A 15,401-nucleotide genomic window follows, 5' to 3' on the forward strand; every position below is an offset into this window, starting at 1 on the left:
AATGAAGATCTCGCTGTTCTACGAATTCCCGCTGCCGCGGCCGTGGAGTGACGACGACGAGCACAAGCTTTTCCAGGACGGCCTCGACGAGGTGGAGGCAGCCGACAAGGCCGGCTTCTCCACGGTGTGGCTGACCGAGCACCACTTCCTCGAAGAGTACTGCCATTCCACTGCACCCGAGATCTTCCTGTCGGCGGCGAGCCAGCGCACCAAGGACATTCGCCTCGGATTCGGCATCATGCACCTGCCTCCCGCGGTCAACCATCCCGCGCGGGTGGCGGAGCGCGTCGCCACCCTCGACCTGCTGTCCAACGGGCGGGTGGAATTCGGCACCGGGGAGTCGTCCTCGGTGGGTGAGCTCGGCGGGTTCGGCATCGATCCGGCCGACAAGCGTGCGATGTGGGAGGAGGCCCTGGAGGTCTCGATCCGCTGCATGACCGAAGAGCCGTTCACCGGCTTCAAGGGCCAGCACGTCGAGATGCCCCCGCGTAACGTCGTTCCCAAGCCGTTGCAGAAGCCGCACCCGCCGGTCTGGGTCGCCTGTACGCGTCCCGCCTCGGTGTCGATGGCCGCCCAAAAGGGCCTCGGCGCACTGAGTTTCGCCTACACCGGTCCCGGCCCGCTGACCGAGCGCGTCAACGGGTACTACAAGGAGTTCGAAGAGAGCGCGGTACCGGTCACACCGCAGATGAACCCCAACATCCTCGCGATCGGCGGCGACCTGTCGATGATGGTCGCCAAGACCGACGAGCAGGCCATCGAGCGGCTCGGAAAGGGCGGCGGCTTCTTCGCGTTCGGGATCATGCACTACTACATGACCGGCATGCACACCCCAGGCCGAACAGGTGTCTGGGAACGTCACCTCGAGGAGATCGAAAAGGACCCGAGCATCGTCTACGGCCCGGACCGCGGCCCGATCGGCAGCCCGGCGACGGTGCGCGAGTTCCTACGCGGTTACGAGGAGAGCGGTGTCGACGAACTGATCCTGCTCCTGACACCGCGTCGACACGAGGAGACGATGGAGTCCATCGAGCTGATGGGCAAGGAGGTCCTTCCCGAGTTCATCGAGCGCGACGAGAAGGCCAGGGCCGAGAAGGCCAAGCGGCTCGAGCCCGTCCTCGCGAGGGCCGAGGCGCGTAGGCCCAAGTCGAAGGCGCCGTTGTTCGACGAGACCTACGCCTTCGGTGGTCTGCCCACCGGTCGCGAGAACTACACCGCCAACGAGGTGTCGCTGGCGATGGACGAAATGAACGCCGGCATCGAGGCGGCGGCGGCGAAACTCAAGACGGGCGAGGGGTGGACGAGCAGAAATCCTGCCGCTGATAAGAGTTGATACGTGACTGACGAGCTGTGGCGCTACGACGGCCGCCGGGTCGTCGTCACCGGATGTGCTTCGGGCATCGCCGCCGATGTGGCGCGGCAGCTCGCCGGTCTCGGTGCCGAGGTGATCGGCCTCGACATCCGGCCGCCCGAGTCCGACATCGGCGAGTTCATCTCGCTCGATCTCCAGGATCCGGAATCGATCGACGTGGCGGCGGCGGCGATCGGCGGTCGCGTCGATGCCTTGTTCAACATCGCTGGGGTGTCTTCTGGGATCCGCGATCCCCTGCGGGTGGTCACCATCAACTTCCTGGGTACGCGGCGATTCACCGAGTCGCTGGTGCCCTCGATGCCACCCGGGTCTTCCATCGCCTGTGTGTCGTCGTTGGCCGCGTCGGCTTATCGGGAGAACGCCGCGGTCACGGCGGGCCTGGTCGACACTGACACGATGGCCGAGGGAATCGACTGGTGTGAGCGCCATCAGGAGGCGGTCGCTGACGGAGGGGGCTACCGGCTATCCAAGGAGGCGATCATCCTGTACGGCATGGCCAATGTCGTGGCGCTGGGCGCCAAGGGAATCCGGATCAACTGCACCGCACCCGGCGTCACGGACACCCCGATTCTCGACCAACTGCGGTCGGCGTATGGCCAGGAGTTCCTCGACTCCTTCCACACGCCGTTGGGTCGCGCGGCCACGCCCGAAGAACAGGCCAGCGTGCTGGTCTTCCTGAACAGCAAAGCGGCCAGTTACATCACCGGACAGGTGATCTGGGTGGACGGCGGCACGACCGGCGAGACAGACCTGGCGGGATCGGTGACGCGACGATGAGAGGCGAACCATGCCCAGCATGACCGACTTCCGGCGGGTCGCTGACGACGTCCGCAACTGGGGGCGGTGGGGCGACGACGACGAAATCGGCACGCTCAACTTCATCACGGCGGAGAAGATCGCCCAAGCCGCCGGTCTGGTCCGACACGGCAAGCTCTTTCCGCTGGGTGTCGACTTCGGGTCGTCCGGGCCGCAGGGGGCGTTCCACTTCCGGCAGAACCCGCTGCACGTGATGACGATCGACGGTGGTGATGCGAGCACGCTGGCCGAGTACGGCCCGCCCTGGTTGAAGAATCCCGCCGCGATGCAGCTCAGCGAGTACTGGACCAGCGGCCCAATGCGATTCAACGACGACGTCATCATCATGCCGCTGCAGGCCGCGACCCAGTGGGATGCGTTGTCGCACGTCTACTACGAGGACAAGCTGTACAACGGCTTCCCCGCGAGTTCGGTGACCAGCCTCGGCGCTTTTCACTGCGGTATCGACAAGGTCGACGGCCGGGGCATCACGTCCCGCGGCGTGCTGCTCGACATCGTGCGCCTGCGCGGCGTGAAGACGTACTGCGAGCTCGGCGACCCGATCACCCCCGCCGAACTCGACGAGGCCGCCCGCAACCAGGGAGTCACCGTCGAGCGCGGCGATATCGTGCTGATCCGAACCGGTTGGTGGGCACGCTTTCTCGAAACACGTGACGGTGCTGAACCCGGCGCGGGACTTGACTGGACCTGCGCGTCGTGGTTGCACGACCACGAAGTCGCGGCGGTCGCAGCCGATAACCTGATGGTCGAGAACCCGGTCCCCGGCATCGACGGCTGCTTCCTGCCGATGCACATGCTGTGCCTTCGCGATATGGGGCTGATGCTTGGCGAATACTGGGATCTGACGGCCTTGGCGGAGGATTGCGCGGCCGACGGAGTCTACGAATTCCAGCTCATCGCACCGCCGCTGAGGGTGACCGGCGCCGTCGGATCGCCTGTGAACCCGATTGCAATCAAGTAGGTGGGAGTCATGACCGCAAGCACAACCACCGGCGGGGCACCGCTCATCGTCGGTCTCGGCGGAACGCTGCGCGCCAACTCGTCGACCGAGCGGGCGATTCGCTACTGCCTGGCATCGGTCGAACGCCAGGGCGGACGCACCCGCTTCTTCAGTGGGCCCGACCTGGACCTCCCGATGTACGCACCACACGAGCTGGAGCGCACCCCCAAGGCGCTCGAACTGGTCAGTGCCCTGCGCGACGCCGATGCCGTCGTCGTCGGGTCACCGGGATACCACGGTGCGATATCGGGTTTGGTCAAGAACGCGCTCGACTACATCGAGGACCTCCGAGAGGATCCGCGCGTCTACCTCGACAACACGCCCTGGGGTTGCATCAGTTGCGCCTACGGCTGGCAGGCGGCAGTGGGCACCCTTGGCCAGCTGCGTTCCATCGGACACGCACTGCGGGCCTGGCCGACACCGCTCGGTGTGGCGATCAACTCCGCCGACAAGATCTGGGACGACGCAGGCGAGCTGAAGGACTCCTCGATCTGCGACCAACTCGACATGCTGGCCACCCAGGTGCTCACCTTCGCGCAGACCGCGTGGGAAACCACGTGAGCGCTCCCGGCGCGAGCAGACGTGAAAACCCCTTATTGGGCGGCATTTCGGGGGAGTTCACGTCTGCTCGCGCAGAGAGAAAGAGCGTCCTGGTCGACGGCCTTGTCACGGGTTATCTCGAGGCGGGACAGGGCGATCCGGTCATTCTGCTGCACGGCGGTGAATTCGGTGTCAACGCCGAGATCGCCTGGGAGAACAACATCGCCGCGCTCGCGCATCAGCATCGCGTCCTCGCACTGGAGATGCTGGGGTTCGGCGAGTCCGCGAAGGTCATCGACTTCAACGACGGTCGTGGGATGCGGATCCGTCACATCGCACGGTTCTGCGATGCCGTCGGCGTCGAGTCGGCGCATTTCGTCGGGAACTCCATGGGTGCGGTCAACTTGTTCGTGGACGCCACGTCGGAGTCACCGGTGCTCCCCGCCCGCAGCATGGTGATGATCTGCGGTGGAGGCGAGATCCAGCGCAACGAGCACTCGGCCGCGCTTTACGACTATGACGCCACGCCAGAAGCCATGCGGCGCATCGTCGAAGCCCTCTTCTACGACCCCGCCTATGTGGCCGACGAGGCGCACGTGCAGCGACGGTACGAGTCAAGCATCGCGCCTGGTGCGTGGGAAGCACTGGCGGCAGCGAGGTTTCGCCGGCCCGGGCTGGAACCGCCGCCGCTACCGTCGAGCGCACGGGCTTACGACCGGATCACCGTGCCGACGCTGATCGTCGAGGGCGGCGGCGACAAACTGCTCCCGCGCGGCTGGGCGGCGGAGATCGCCGCGCAGATCCCGTCCGCGCGTTCGACAGTGATTCCCGACGTCGGGCACTGCCCGCAGATCGAACAACCCGCGGCCGTCAACGACCTGCTGCTGGCGTTCCTGGCCGAGCAGCGCGAAGGAGCAGCGACATGACTGACGAACTGGCCCGCAAGGTCGCGATCGTCACCGGGGGCGCGTCAGGCCTTGGGGAAGGGCTGGCACGCAGGTTCGCCGCCGAGGGCGCCAAGGTACTGATCGGCGACGTCGACACCGAAAGCGGTGCCGCACTTGCCGCGGACATCGGCGCCAATGCAGTGTTCGTCGAAGCCGACGTGTCCGACGTCGATCAGGTGAGCGCCCTGGTGTCGGCGGCCGTCGACCGTTTCGGCGGCCTGCACGTCATGGTCAACAACGCGGGGGTGTCGGGCACGATGCACCGCCGTTTCCTCGACGACGACCTCGCGGACTTCCACAAGGTGATGGCGGTCAACGTGCTGGCGGTGATGGCGGGAACCCGTGATGCCGCGCGACACATGTCGCAGCACGGCGGCGGCTCCATCATCAACCTGACGTCGATCGGCGGCATCCAGGCCGGCGGCGGCGTGATGACCTACCGGGCGTCGAAGGCCGCCGTCATCCAGTTCACCAAGTCGGCGGCAATCGAGTTGGCGCATTACGAGATTCGGGTGAACGCCATCGCGCCCGGCAACATCCGAACCGCGATCGTGCGCAAGTCGGCATCGGGGGCGGATCTCGAGGAGTTGGAGCAGTTCGAGGCGAAGATCCGCGAGCAGATGCGCAACGACCGCCCACTCAAGCGCGAGGGCACCATGGAGGACGTCGCCGAAGCGGCGCTCTACTTCGCCACCGACCGCTCACGCTATGTCACCGGCACCGTCCTGCCGATCGATGGCGGTACGTCTGCGGGCAAGGTGGTCGCACGTAAGCCCAAGTCCGACTAGCTGCCGTCGTCGGCACGGTTGGCGTGTTCGGCGACCAGGCGAGGGAATCGTGCTCGGTCGGGCCGGAAAATGTCGTGGGGCGAGTCGGGAAACTCGACCAGTCGCGCGTGCGGGAACAGTTCCTGGTATCGCGTCCACTGCGGCTCTCCGACGAGGAAGCGCTCGCCGCTGCGCACCACGAGCAGCGGAAGTCGCTGCTGCGCAAGGCGACCCCACATTGACCGTTCCCGTGCGGCGCGGAACGTCTTGTTCGCGGCGTCCACGTCGAGGCGCTCGGTCACCGGCGTTCCGCGCCAGCGACCGTCGAGCAGGCGACGCGACATCTCCGGAGTAAGCACCTTTTCCTCCGGCACATAGTCGCCGATCGCGACGGAGCGAACACGCTCGAAGTTCTCGACCGCCCACGTCAGCGCGTAGGTCGTGCCCCGAGAGAACGTCACCACGTGAACCGGCCCGTCGGTGACGGCGTCGACCACCGCGCCGACGTCGGTGCTCAACGTGGCCGCGTCGTATCCGGTCACGGGAGCACTGCTGCGGCCATGGCCCCGCAGGTCGATCACGACGGTTCGGCGACCGAACAGCGGCAGGACTTCGGTGTAGTCGTCGGCGATGCACGTCATGCCGGGCACGAAGACCACGGGAGCGCCGCGGTCGTCGCCGCCGGAGTCGAGATAGTGGATCCGGGCGTCGCCGTTGTCGGTGAACCGGGAGTCGGTCATGGTCAGCGGGACTCTATTCGGTGGCGGCATCAGCGCAGGCGGGAGGCCCATGAAAGGCGCTCGACAGATTAAATCAGTCGCTTGACTTAATCGTCGCGGCGCGGTTGACTGATCCAGTGACCACAGCCAGCAGGACCGTTCGCACCGAGCGCGCCAGCATCACGCGCGAGGCGATCCTCGCTGCGGCGGAGCGGTTGTTCGCCGAGCACGGTGTGTACGCCGTTTCCAATAGGCAGGTCAGTGAGGCGGCCGGGCAGGGAAACAACGCCGCGGTCGGCTACCACTTCGGCACCAAGACCGACCTCGTGCGCGCGATCGAGCAGAAGCATCGCGTGCCCATGGAGCGAATGCTGGCGCGAATGGTCGCCGACACGGCCGACTCGACCGACTTGCGGGACTGGATCGCATGTTTGGTGTGCTCACTCACCGACCACCTCGATCAGCTCGGGAACCCGACCTGGTATGCGCGTTTCGCCGCGCAGGCGCTCGCTGACCCGGCCTACCAGAAGATCGTGGTGAAGGACGCGCTGGCTTCGCCCTCGGTGCTGCTGGTCGTGCAGGGGATCACACGCTGCCTGCCCGACCTGCCGATGACCGTCGTCACCGAACGCAACATCATGGTCCGCAACCTGATGATGCACACCTGCGCCGACTTCGAGCGCGCGTTCGCCGAGGGCGCGCACATTTCTCACAGTTCGCAGATGCCGCGAACCACCTGGAGCTCGGTCGCTTCCGGACTCATCGACGCGATCGTGGGGCTCTGGCAGGCGCCCGTCACGGAGCGGCCGTGAAGGTAAGTGTCGACCAGGACAGGTGTGTGTCCTCGGGGATGTGCGTGATGAACGCGGGCGACGTGTTCGACCAGCGCGGCGACGACGGTGTGGTCGAGCTGCTCGTCGAGGAGCCAGGACCCGATCAAGCCGAAGAAACCCGAAAGGCCGCCGCGGCCTGCCCAGCGCTGGCCATTCATATCGAGGAATGACGGAGAATTCATGTCAGACACCCTTGCCACAGAACACGTTTCGGCCGATGTGCCGGAGTACCCGATGGAACGGGCCGCCCGTTGTCCGTTCGCGCCGCCGTTGCCAATGCTCGAGATGGGAGAGGCCAAGCCGCTGTCACGGGTGCGAATCTGGAACGGCACCACGCCGTGGCTGATCACCGGACACGAGGTGGCGCGGGCGCTGTTCTCAGACTCACGTGTCAGCGTCGACGACCGGCGCGACGGATTTCCCCACTGGAACGAGCACATGTTGTCGACGGTGAACAGGCGACCCAGGTCGGTCTTCACCTCGGATGCCGAGGAGCACACCCGGTTCCGCAGGATGCTGTCGAAACCATTCACGTTCAAGCGCGTCGAGGCGTTGCGCGGCGTGATCCAGGAGACCACCGATCAGTGCATTGACGAGATACTGGCCGGCCCGCAACCGGCCGATATCGTCGCCAAGCTGGCGTTGCCGGTGCCGACCAAGGTGATCAGCGACATGCTCGGCGTCCCTTATGAGGACCACGAGTTCTTTCAACACCACGCCAACGTCGGGTTGGCCCGCTACGCGTCCGCGGAGGAGGGCCAGAAGGGGGCGATGAGCCTCCACAAGTACCTCATCGATCTGGTCGAGAAGAAGATGGAGAACCCCTCCGAGGACGCGGTCTCCGACCTGGCCGAACGAGTGACCGCGGGCGAGATCAGCGTGAAGGAGGCCGCCCAGTTGGGCACCGGCCTGCTGATCGCCGGTCACGAGACGACGGCGAACATGATCGGCATCGGCGTGCTCGCCCTGCTGGAGAACCCCGAACAGGCTGCACTGCTTCGTGATTCCGACGATCCGAAATTCATCGCGAACGCCGCCGAAGAGCTGATGCGTTACCTGTCGATCATCCAGAACGGGCAGCGCCGGGTGGCGATCGAGGACATCGAGATCGCCGGAGAGACCATTCGTGCGGGCGAGGGCATCATCATCGATCTCGCGCCGGCGAACTGGGACGCGACCGCCTACCCTGAACCGGAGAAGCTGGACTTCACCCGTGATGCCGGTCAGCAACTCGGTTTCGGCTATGGCCGGCATCAGTGCGTCGGTCAGCAGCTCGCCCGCGCCGAACTGCAGATCGTCTTCCACACCCTGTTGCGCCGCATCCCGACGCTCAAGCTGGCGATTCCGTTCGACGAGGTGCCCTTCAAGCACGACCGCCTCGCCTACGGCGTCTACGAACTTCCGGTGACCTGGTAGTCACCGAACAGCCCGCCCCACAGCCCGATTGGAGTACCGACGATGTCAACCCCAACAGCTACCCTTTATCCGCCGGAGGGCTTCGGTGCCCCCAAGAACCGGCAGGGACACTCCACCGGCGCCGTCGTCGGCTTGCCTGCGGGCACCGAGATCTTTTCGGCGGACAACCACATCTCGGTCGCCGACGACATCTTCTACGAGCGATTCCCCGAGGAACTCAAGGGCGCCGCGCCGCGCATCTGGTACGAGGACGGCGCGTACATGGTCGGCATGAAGGGCAAGGCTTGGACAGGCGGCGACTTCGGCCGCGTGCTCATGCAGTACGACGACCTCGCCGGTGCGGCCTCCAACAACATCGAAGCGCGAATCCGTGAGCTCAAAGAGGACGGCATCGACACCGAGCTGGCCTTCCCGAACGCGGTACTGGCGTTGTTTCACTACCCCGACAAGTCGCTGCGCGAGCGCGTGTTTCGGATCTACAACGAACACATCGCCGACCTGCAGGAGCGATCCAACGGCCACTTCTACGGCGTCGGATTGATCAACTGGTGGGATCCGAAGGGCACCAGAAGCACCCTCGAGGAACTGAAGGCCCTTGGGCTCAAGACATTCCTGCTACCGCTGAATCCCGGCAAGGACGACGAGGGCAACATCTACGACTACGGCAGCACCGACATGGATGCGGTGTGGGACGAGATCGAGGCTTCCGGCATCCCAGTCAGCCACCACATCGGGGAGACGCCACCCAAGACGCCGTGCCAGAACAACAGTGTCGTGGTGGGCATGATGGTCAACGTCGACTCCTTCCGCGAACAATTCGCCAAGTACGTGTTCTCCGGAATCCTCGACCGGCATCCGTCACTGAAGATCGGCTGGTTCGAGGGTGGGATCGCCTGGGTGCCGACCGCACTGCAGGACGCCGAGCACATGCTGGCTTCCTACCGGCACATGTTCAACCACGAACTGCAACACGACGTCCGCCACTACTGGGACAACCACATGTGTGCCTCGTTCATGGTCGATCCGCTCGGTCTCCAGCTCATCGACCGCATCGGAGTCGACAACGTGATGTGGTCGTCGGACTACCCACACAACGAGAGCACTTTCGGCTACAGCGAGAAGTCGTTGGCCGCGGTCGTCGACGCCGTAGGCCCTGAGGCCGCGGTGAGGATCGTGTCCACCAACATCAAGAAGTTCCTGGGTATCTCGTGACAGCCGTTTCGTCTCCGTCGTCGGCGGGCGTGGCGCTGCTCGACATTCCGGATCTGCCGGATCGCGCCAGGATGTACCGCGAATGCGGCGCCAGTCTGCGCGACTCCATGCGGGAGAAGGGCGTCGACGCGCTCGTATTACTCGGCAACGGCAACGTCGTATACGCCACCGGCGCGAGTTGGCCTCTGCTCGATGCAGGGCTGTCCCATGTCGAACGCCCGGTCGCGATCGTGCTCGCCGACGATGAGCATCCGCACCTGTACATGCCGTTCGCCGAGGGCAGCGCGTTCGACACCGAGATTCCCGCGGACCACATCCACGGTCCGCTGTACCTCGAATTCGACGAGGGCGTCGACCATTTCGCGAAGGTGCTCGCGGGCCTGGTCCCGACGGGTGCCTCCGTCGCGGTTGACGAGCTCACCGGGGCCATGCGACGAGCCGCTGAACGGCTGTTCCCCGCCGGTCCGCCAACCGATGCCGCGCTCGTCGTGGGTCCTGCCAAGCTGGTCAAGACCGTGGACCAGATCGCCGCCGTCAGAAGGGCCTGCCGCATCACCGAGCAGGCTCTGCTCGATGTCCAGCCGTTGGTCGCCCCGGGCGTGAGCCAGATGGACCTCTCGGCGCGATTCGTCCGGCGCGCCTTCGAGCTTGGTGCCACGACGAACATGATCGAAGGCATCTGGCAGGTGATGCCGACTACCCGAAGCAGCGGTGCGGTCTGGACGACCACCGGCGACCTCGCGCTGCCGTTGCTGCCCACCGAGAAGCCGTTGGCCAAGGGCGACGTGCTGTGGACCGACATCAGCATCACCTTCGAGGGGTACTGCTCCGATTGGGGCCGCACCTGGGTGGTGGGGCAGGACCCGACGCCCGAACAGAACGCGAACTTCGCGAAGTGGCGATCGATTCTCGACGCCGTGCTCGCCGTGACGAAGGCCGGCGCGACGGCCGGTGACCTGGCACGCGCGGCCATTGCCGCCAACGGCGGCATCAAGCCGTGGCTGCCGCACTTCTACCTCGGCCACGGCATCGGCACCAACGCCGCCGAAATGCCGATGATCGGAACGGATCTCGGCGAGCAGTTCGACGACAACTTCGTGTTCCCGGCGGGCATGCTGCTCGTACTCGAGCCCGTCGTCTGGGAGGACGGTACGGGCGGCTACCGCGCGGAAGAGATCGTGGTCATCACCGAGGACGGCTACCAGTCCATCACCGATTACCCCTACGCACCCTACGGACTGAGCTGACCCATGGCTGAAGAAATCGTCCCCGACGACCTCGCCCTGCGCACCGGCCGGCGTGAGCGCGCCATCGCTGCGATGGATGCCCACGACCTCGACGTTCTGGTACTGGGACGCCAGGCCAACGTCCGTTACGTGACGGGTGCTCCGCAACTCTGGGTGGCGGGCACCCGTCCGTTCGCGCCGATCTGCGTGCTGGTGCGCGCCACCGGTGAAATCCACCTCAACAGCACGTGGGATGAGGGCATTCCCGAGGAGATCGGCCACGACCATCTCTACGGACTGGCCTGGAACCCCATGACCATCATCGACGTGCTCAAGGGCATCGACTGCGCGGCGACGGCGCGACGCGTCGGAACCGACGCCATGTCACCGTCGTTCGCGAAGCTGCTGCCGCTTGCGTTCCCCAACGCGGAACTCCTCGATGCCGAGGTTGCGATGAAGGCGGCCAGGCGGATCAAGACACCCGACGAGATCCGCGTCCTGCGAGGCGCTCTCGGCGTCGCTGGGCGCGGGCTCGCGGCAGCGGTATCGGCGCTCGCGGTCGGTACCACCGAACAGGCACTCAACGGCGTCCTCATGGAGGCGATGACCGCGGGCGGGTACAGCACCTCGGCGACCCAGGACGGCGCGTGGATCACATCGCCCGACCACTCGTGGCGCGTCGGTCGGCGCGACCGCAGGATCGCCGAGGGCGACCTGGTGGCCTTCGCCGCCGGCGCGCTGGCCGACGGTTACGTAGGTGAGGTCGGCAGGACATGGCCCGTCGGTGACGTTCGCGGCGCCGATGCGCTCTTCGGCCGGTCGAATGAGCTGTGGGAGAGGCTGATCGACGCGTGCCGACCCGGCGCTTCGGCCGGCGGTCTGCTCGCGGCCTACGATGCCGCAGGTGAGGCGCTACCGCCGATACCGGTGGCACACGGTCTCGGTCTCGGCTTCGACCCGCCGGTGATCTCGCCCGACCTGCCGCAGACCTCGGCCGACGAACGGCTCGAGCCCGGCACCGTGCTCGCCGTCACCGCCTACGTGTGGGAACGGGGCGTCGGTGCGGTCTTCCGCCGCGACGCCGTACTCATCACCGACACCGGAGCCGAAGTGCTCACGGCCAGCCCCTCGCCGGCGCAGGCCGCTGCCGGAATCAGCTGAAGGAGAACCCATGTCTGAGAACGGCAGTCGACCATCCCCCGAAGAGCTCATCCTCTACGAAAAGGACCCGAAGACCAAGATCGCGACGATCACCTTCAACCGTCCCGAGTACCTCAACGCGCCGACGTCGATGGCGCGGCTACGGTACGCCGATCTGCTCCGCGCGGCGACCGTCGACAACGACGTCAAGGTCGTCGTGATCCGCGGCGTCGGTGACAACCTCGGAAGCGGTGCCGACCTTCCGGAGTTCATGGAGGGGTACGACAACACCGACCTGCGACTGGCCGAGCTGCGGCTGGAGGACGACGGAGTCGGCGAGGTGAACTATCCGCCGTCGGGAACGTTCCGTAGCGGGGCGACCATCAGCGCCTGGTACGCGAATGTGCAGGCGGGCAATCGGCCGCTGCAGGAGCTGAAGAAGATCAGCATCGTCGAGGCCAAGGGCTACTGCTACGGCTGGCATTTCTACCAGTGTGCCGACGCGGATCTCGTGATCTCCTCCGATGACGCCCTTTTCGGGCATCCCTCGTTCCGCTACTACGGGTGGGGACCGCGGATGTGGACGTGGATCCAGATGATGGGCCTGCGCAAGTTCCAGGAGATGGTCTTCACCGGGCGACCGTTCACCGCCGCCGAGATGTATGACTGCAACTTCCTCAACAAGGTCGTTTCGCGCGATGAGCTCGAGGCCGAGGTCGACAAGTACGCGCGGGCGTGCGCCCGAAATCGTCCGGTCGACACGGTCTTCCAGCAGAAGATCTTCTTCGAGGTCTACAAGCAGCACCAGGGTGAGTACATGGGCAGCCTGCTGTCCGCGTTCTTCGAGTCCATGGGCAGCGGCGTCGCCAACGACGAATCCGACGACCTCGACATGATGGAGTCGATCGACAGCGGACTGGCCGCCGCGGTCAACGACAACGACAGCAAGTTCCCGCCAGACTTCCGGCTGAGCAAGTCGAACCGCAAGAAGGACAACTAGCACCTGTGGGGCCGCTGAACGGCTACACCGTCGTTGACCTGTCCGTCGGCATCGCGGGTGCCTACTGCACCAAACTGCTCGCCGACGCCGGCGCAGCGGTCGTCAAAGTCGAATCGCCCGAGGGGGATCCGCTGCGTCGATGGTCGGCGTCCGGCGCCGAGATCGCGCCAGGCGACGATGGGGCGTTGTTCAGCTTCCTGGCCTGTTCGAAGCACAGCGTGGTCGCCGACGTTGATGCCGACATCGACTATGTAAACGCTTTGCTGAACGACGCCGACGCGGTCGTGTGGTCCCGCGGGTCTTCGGTCGCTGAACACTCCGTGCTCACGCCCGCCGCGATCCTGTCCGCGCACCCGCACCTGACGGTCACCTCGATCACCCCGTTCGGTCTCGACGGGCCGTGGTCTGACCGTCCCGCAACGGAATTCACGCTGCAGGCGTGGTCCGGCGGCATCGTCGGGCTCGGCCGCGGCTCGGCCGACCGCGCACCCGTGTACGTCGGCGGGCAGGTCGGCGAGTACCTGGCGGGTGCTTACGCGAGCGCGGCGACGCTGGCGTCGCGATTGCGGGGCGGCGCAGAACTGGTCGACCTGTCGATGCTGGAGACCCAGATCCTCGGCCTGACCTATTACCCGGTGGCCTACTACGAGATGCTCGGCAGGCCGTGGCGCGACGCCAGACGATTGACCGTTCCCGGGATCGCCCGGGCCAGGGACGGGCTCATCGACATCGGCTGCGGCACCGCGCAGCAGTGGTTCGACCTGTGCGCGATGACCGGACACCAGGACTGGATCGACGAGGATTCGCCGCTGTCCATCACCGAGCAGGCCAACGAGAAGTCCGATGAGCTGTACGCGTGGGTCGAGAGTCAGACCGTCGACGAGATCAGGGATCTGGCCACCGCGTTCCGGATACCGAATGCCCCGGTTGCCAACGGGGCCAACGTCACCGGCCTCGATCACTTCGTCGAGCGCGGCTCCTTCGTGGTCAACCCCCGCGATGGCTTCTCCCAGCCCGGTCATCCCTACCGGACGTCGCCGATGGTGCTTCGCGCGCCGGAACCCGCGCCGCGGCTGGGTGAACACACCGAGCACTACCGCTCGCGCGATAGTCATCCGCGTCGCGAAGGTGAAGCCATCTCCGCCGGCCTGCCGTTCGAGGGGCTGCGCGTGCTCGATATGACGACGTTCTGGGCGGGCCCGTCGTGTACACACATCCTCGCGATGCTCGGCGCCGAAGTCATCCACGTGGAGTCGACCCGGCGTCCCGACGGCACCCGGCTCATCGCGGGCATCCCCGTCACCGAGGACCAATGGTGGGAGAAGTCGCCGATCTTCTCCGGGCTCAACACGAACAAGAAGGGGTTGACGCTCGACCTGCAGAGCGCAGCCGGTCGCGATCTACTCACCCGCCTCATCGCCACCTGCGATGTGATCGTCGAGAACTTCACGCCCCGCGTGATCGATCAGATCGGTCTCGATTTCGCTGCCGTGCAAGCCATTAGGCAGGACGTCGTGATGCTGAGAATGCCGGGTTTCGGTCTGGACGGTCCATGGCGCGACAACCCCGCCTTCGCCTACGTGATCGAAGCGGCATCGGGAATCAGCTGGCTGACCGGTTATCCCGACCGCAACCCGTACGAGCCGTATTCGGTCGGCGATCCGAACGCCGGCATTCATGCTCTCAACGCCCTGCTCGTGGCGCTCGAGCACCGGCGGCGCACCGGGCAAGGAATGCTTGTCGAGGCCGCGATGGTCGACGCCGCACTGAGCGTGGCCGCCGAACAACCCATCGAGTTCTCCGCGTACGGCGCACTGCTGAACCGCGACGGCAACCGCGGACCGACCGCGGCACCGCAGAACCTGTACCGCACCAACGAGATCGACGAGTTCGGGCGTGCCGACTGCTGGGTTGCCGTCGCGGTGGAGACCGACGAGCAATGGGTGGGTCTCTGCGAAGCCGTCGGCCGTCGCGACTGGGCGGCGGACCCCGAATTGAGCACCTCGGCGGGCAGGCGCGCGCGCCACGACGACATCGACGACCACATCGCGAAATGGTGCGCCGGCCGCACCGGTGACGACATCGTCGACACGCTGTGGGAACGCGGTGTGCCGGTAGCCAAGGTCATGCAACCGCACCGCCAGACCGAGATTGGGCAACTGGCGGCCCGCGGCTTCTTCGAGGACGTCGGGCATCCGGTCAACGCCCGAACGCCGCACAGCACCCTGCCGTTCACGTTGTCGCGCGGCCCGGAGCGCGTCCACACCGCACCGGCTCCGCTACTCGGCCAGCACAATCACGAACTGCTGTCCGAGCTGGGTCTCACCAACGAGGAGATCGCCGAGCTCGAAGCGCAGGGCGTGATCGGACATGCCCCGGCGATGGGGCCCAGCAAGGCCAAGACGGGCTAGCC

Annotated in this window: 15 protein-coding genes; 14 read left to right on the top strand and 1 reads right to left on the bottom strand. The window is 65.9% G+C overall.

The window, feature by feature from the left end; genetic code table 11:
• The first annotated feature begins 1 nt into the window (after position 1).
• Genes G6N36_RS27955 through G6N36_RS27980 form a run of 6 tightly spaced genes read left to right on the top strand, consistent with a single transcriptional unit; the run spans position 2 to position 5,463 of the window.
• Positions 2-1,333 (top strand): LLM class flavin-dependent oxidoreductase, encoded by a 1,332-nt coding sequence (locus G6N36_RS27955; RefSeq protein WP_163690042.1) that lies wholly within the window; start codon positions 2-4, stop codon positions 1,331-1,333.
• 3 nt (positions 1,334-1,336) lie between these two features.
• Entirely contained in the window at positions 1,337-2,149 is an 813-nt protein-coding gene (locus G6N36_RS27960; protein ID WP_163690043.1) for a coniferyl-alcohol dehydrogenase, read from the top strand.
• A gap of 10 nt (positions 2,150-2,159) precedes the next feature.
• Positions 2,160-3,149, top strand: a complete 990-nt coding sequence (locus tag G6N36_RS27965; RefSeq protein WP_163690044.1) for a cyclase family protein — start codon at positions 2,160-2,162, stop codon at positions 3,147-3,149.
• A 9-nt stretch (positions 3,150-3,158) separates the two neighbouring features.
• Positions 3,159-3,749, top strand: coding sequence for an NADPH-dependent FMN reductase (locus tag G6N36_RS27970; RefSeq protein WP_163690045.1), 591 nt, complete (start codon positions 3,159-3,161; stop codon positions 3,747-3,749).
• 44 nt (positions 3,750-3,793) lie between these two features.
• The gene (locus tag G6N36_RS27975; protein WP_163690957.1) at positions 3,794-4,654 is read left to right on the top strand and encodes an alpha/beta fold hydrolase; all 861 of its coding nucleotides are present in this window, start codon (positions 3,794-3,796) and stop codon (positions 4,652-4,654) included.
• Complete coding sequence (locus tag G6N36_RS27980) at positions 4,651-5,463, top strand: SDR family NAD(P)-dependent oxidoreductase (protein WP_163690046.1); 813 nt, start codon at positions 4,651-4,653, stop codon at positions 5,461-5,463. The genes G6N36_RS27975 and G6N36_RS27980 overlap by 4 nt, the downstream gene beginning before the upstream one ends.
• Here the strand turns inward: G6N36_RS27980 and G6N36_RS27985 are convergent.
• Positions 5,460-6,182: an alpha/beta fold hydrolase gene (locus tag G6N36_RS27985; protein ID WP_163690047.1), complete on the bottom strand. Its 723-nt coding sequence runs from the start codon at positions 6,180-6,182 to the stop codon at positions 5,460-5,462. The genes G6N36_RS27980 and G6N36_RS27985 overlap by 4 nt on opposite strands.
• 116 nt (positions 6,183-6,298) lie before the next feature.
• Between G6N36_RS27985 and G6N36_RS27990 the strand changes: the two genes are divergently transcribed.
• The 8 genes from G6N36_RS27990 (at position 6,299) to G6N36_RS28025 (ending at position 15,399) form a co-directional block, all read left to right on the top strand.
• Positions 6,299-6,973, top strand: a complete 675-nt coding sequence (locus tag G6N36_RS27990; RefSeq protein ID WP_235690199.1) for a TetR/AcrR family transcriptional regulator — start codon at positions 6,299-6,301, stop codon at positions 6,971-6,973.
• Positions 6,970-7,164, top strand: a complete 195-nt coding sequence (locus tag G6N36_RS27995) for a ferredoxin (protein ID WP_163690048.1) — start codon at positions 6,970-6,972, stop codon at positions 7,162-7,164. Before G6N36_RS27990 ends, G6N36_RS27995 begins: the two co-directional genes overlap by 4 nt.
• A 10-nt stretch (positions 7,165-7,174) precedes the next feature.
• Positions 7,175-8,410, top strand: coding sequence for a cytochrome P450 (locus G6N36_RS28000; protein WP_163690049.1), 1,236 nt, complete (start codon positions 7,175-7,177; stop codon positions 8,408-8,410).
• A gap of 42 nt (positions 8,411-8,452) precedes the next feature.
• The gene (locus G6N36_RS28005; RefSeq protein ID WP_163690050.1) at positions 8,453-9,622 is read left to right on the top strand and encodes an amidohydrolase family protein; all 1,170 of its coding nucleotides are present in this window, start codon (positions 8,453-8,455) and stop codon (positions 9,620-9,622) included.
• Between the two features lie 71 nt (positions 9,623-9,693).
• Complete coding sequence (locus G6N36_RS28010) at positions 9,694-10,869, top strand: M24 family metallopeptidase (protein WP_276067903.1); 1,176 nt, start codon at positions 9,694-9,696, stop codon at positions 10,867-10,869.
• Positions 10,870-10,872: 3 nt separating this feature from the next.
• Complete coding sequence (locus tag G6N36_RS28015; RefSeq protein ID WP_163690052.1) at positions 10,873-12,009, top strand: M24 family metallopeptidase; 1,137 nt, start codon at positions 10,873-10,875, stop codon at positions 12,007-12,009.
• A 10-nt stretch (positions 12,010-12,019) separates the two neighbouring features.
• Positions 12,020-12,988: an enoyl-CoA hydratase/isomerase family protein gene (locus G6N36_RS28020; protein ID WP_163690053.1), complete on the top strand. Its 969-nt coding sequence runs from the start codon at positions 12,020-12,022 to the stop codon at positions 12,986-12,988.
• Between the two features lie 5 nt (positions 12,989-12,993).
• A complete protein-coding gene (locus G6N36_RS28025) occupies positions 12,994-15,399 on the top strand; it encodes a CaiB/BaiF CoA-transferase family protein (protein WP_163690054.1) in 2,406 nt (801 codons plus the stop codon).
• Positions 15,400-15,401: the final 2 nt, after the last annotated feature.

The organism is Mycolicibacterium gadium (assembly GCF_010728925.1).
GTDB classification, from domain to species: Bacteria; Actinomycetota; Actinomycetes; order Mycobacteriales; family Mycobacteriaceae; genus Mycobacterium; species Mycobacterium gadium.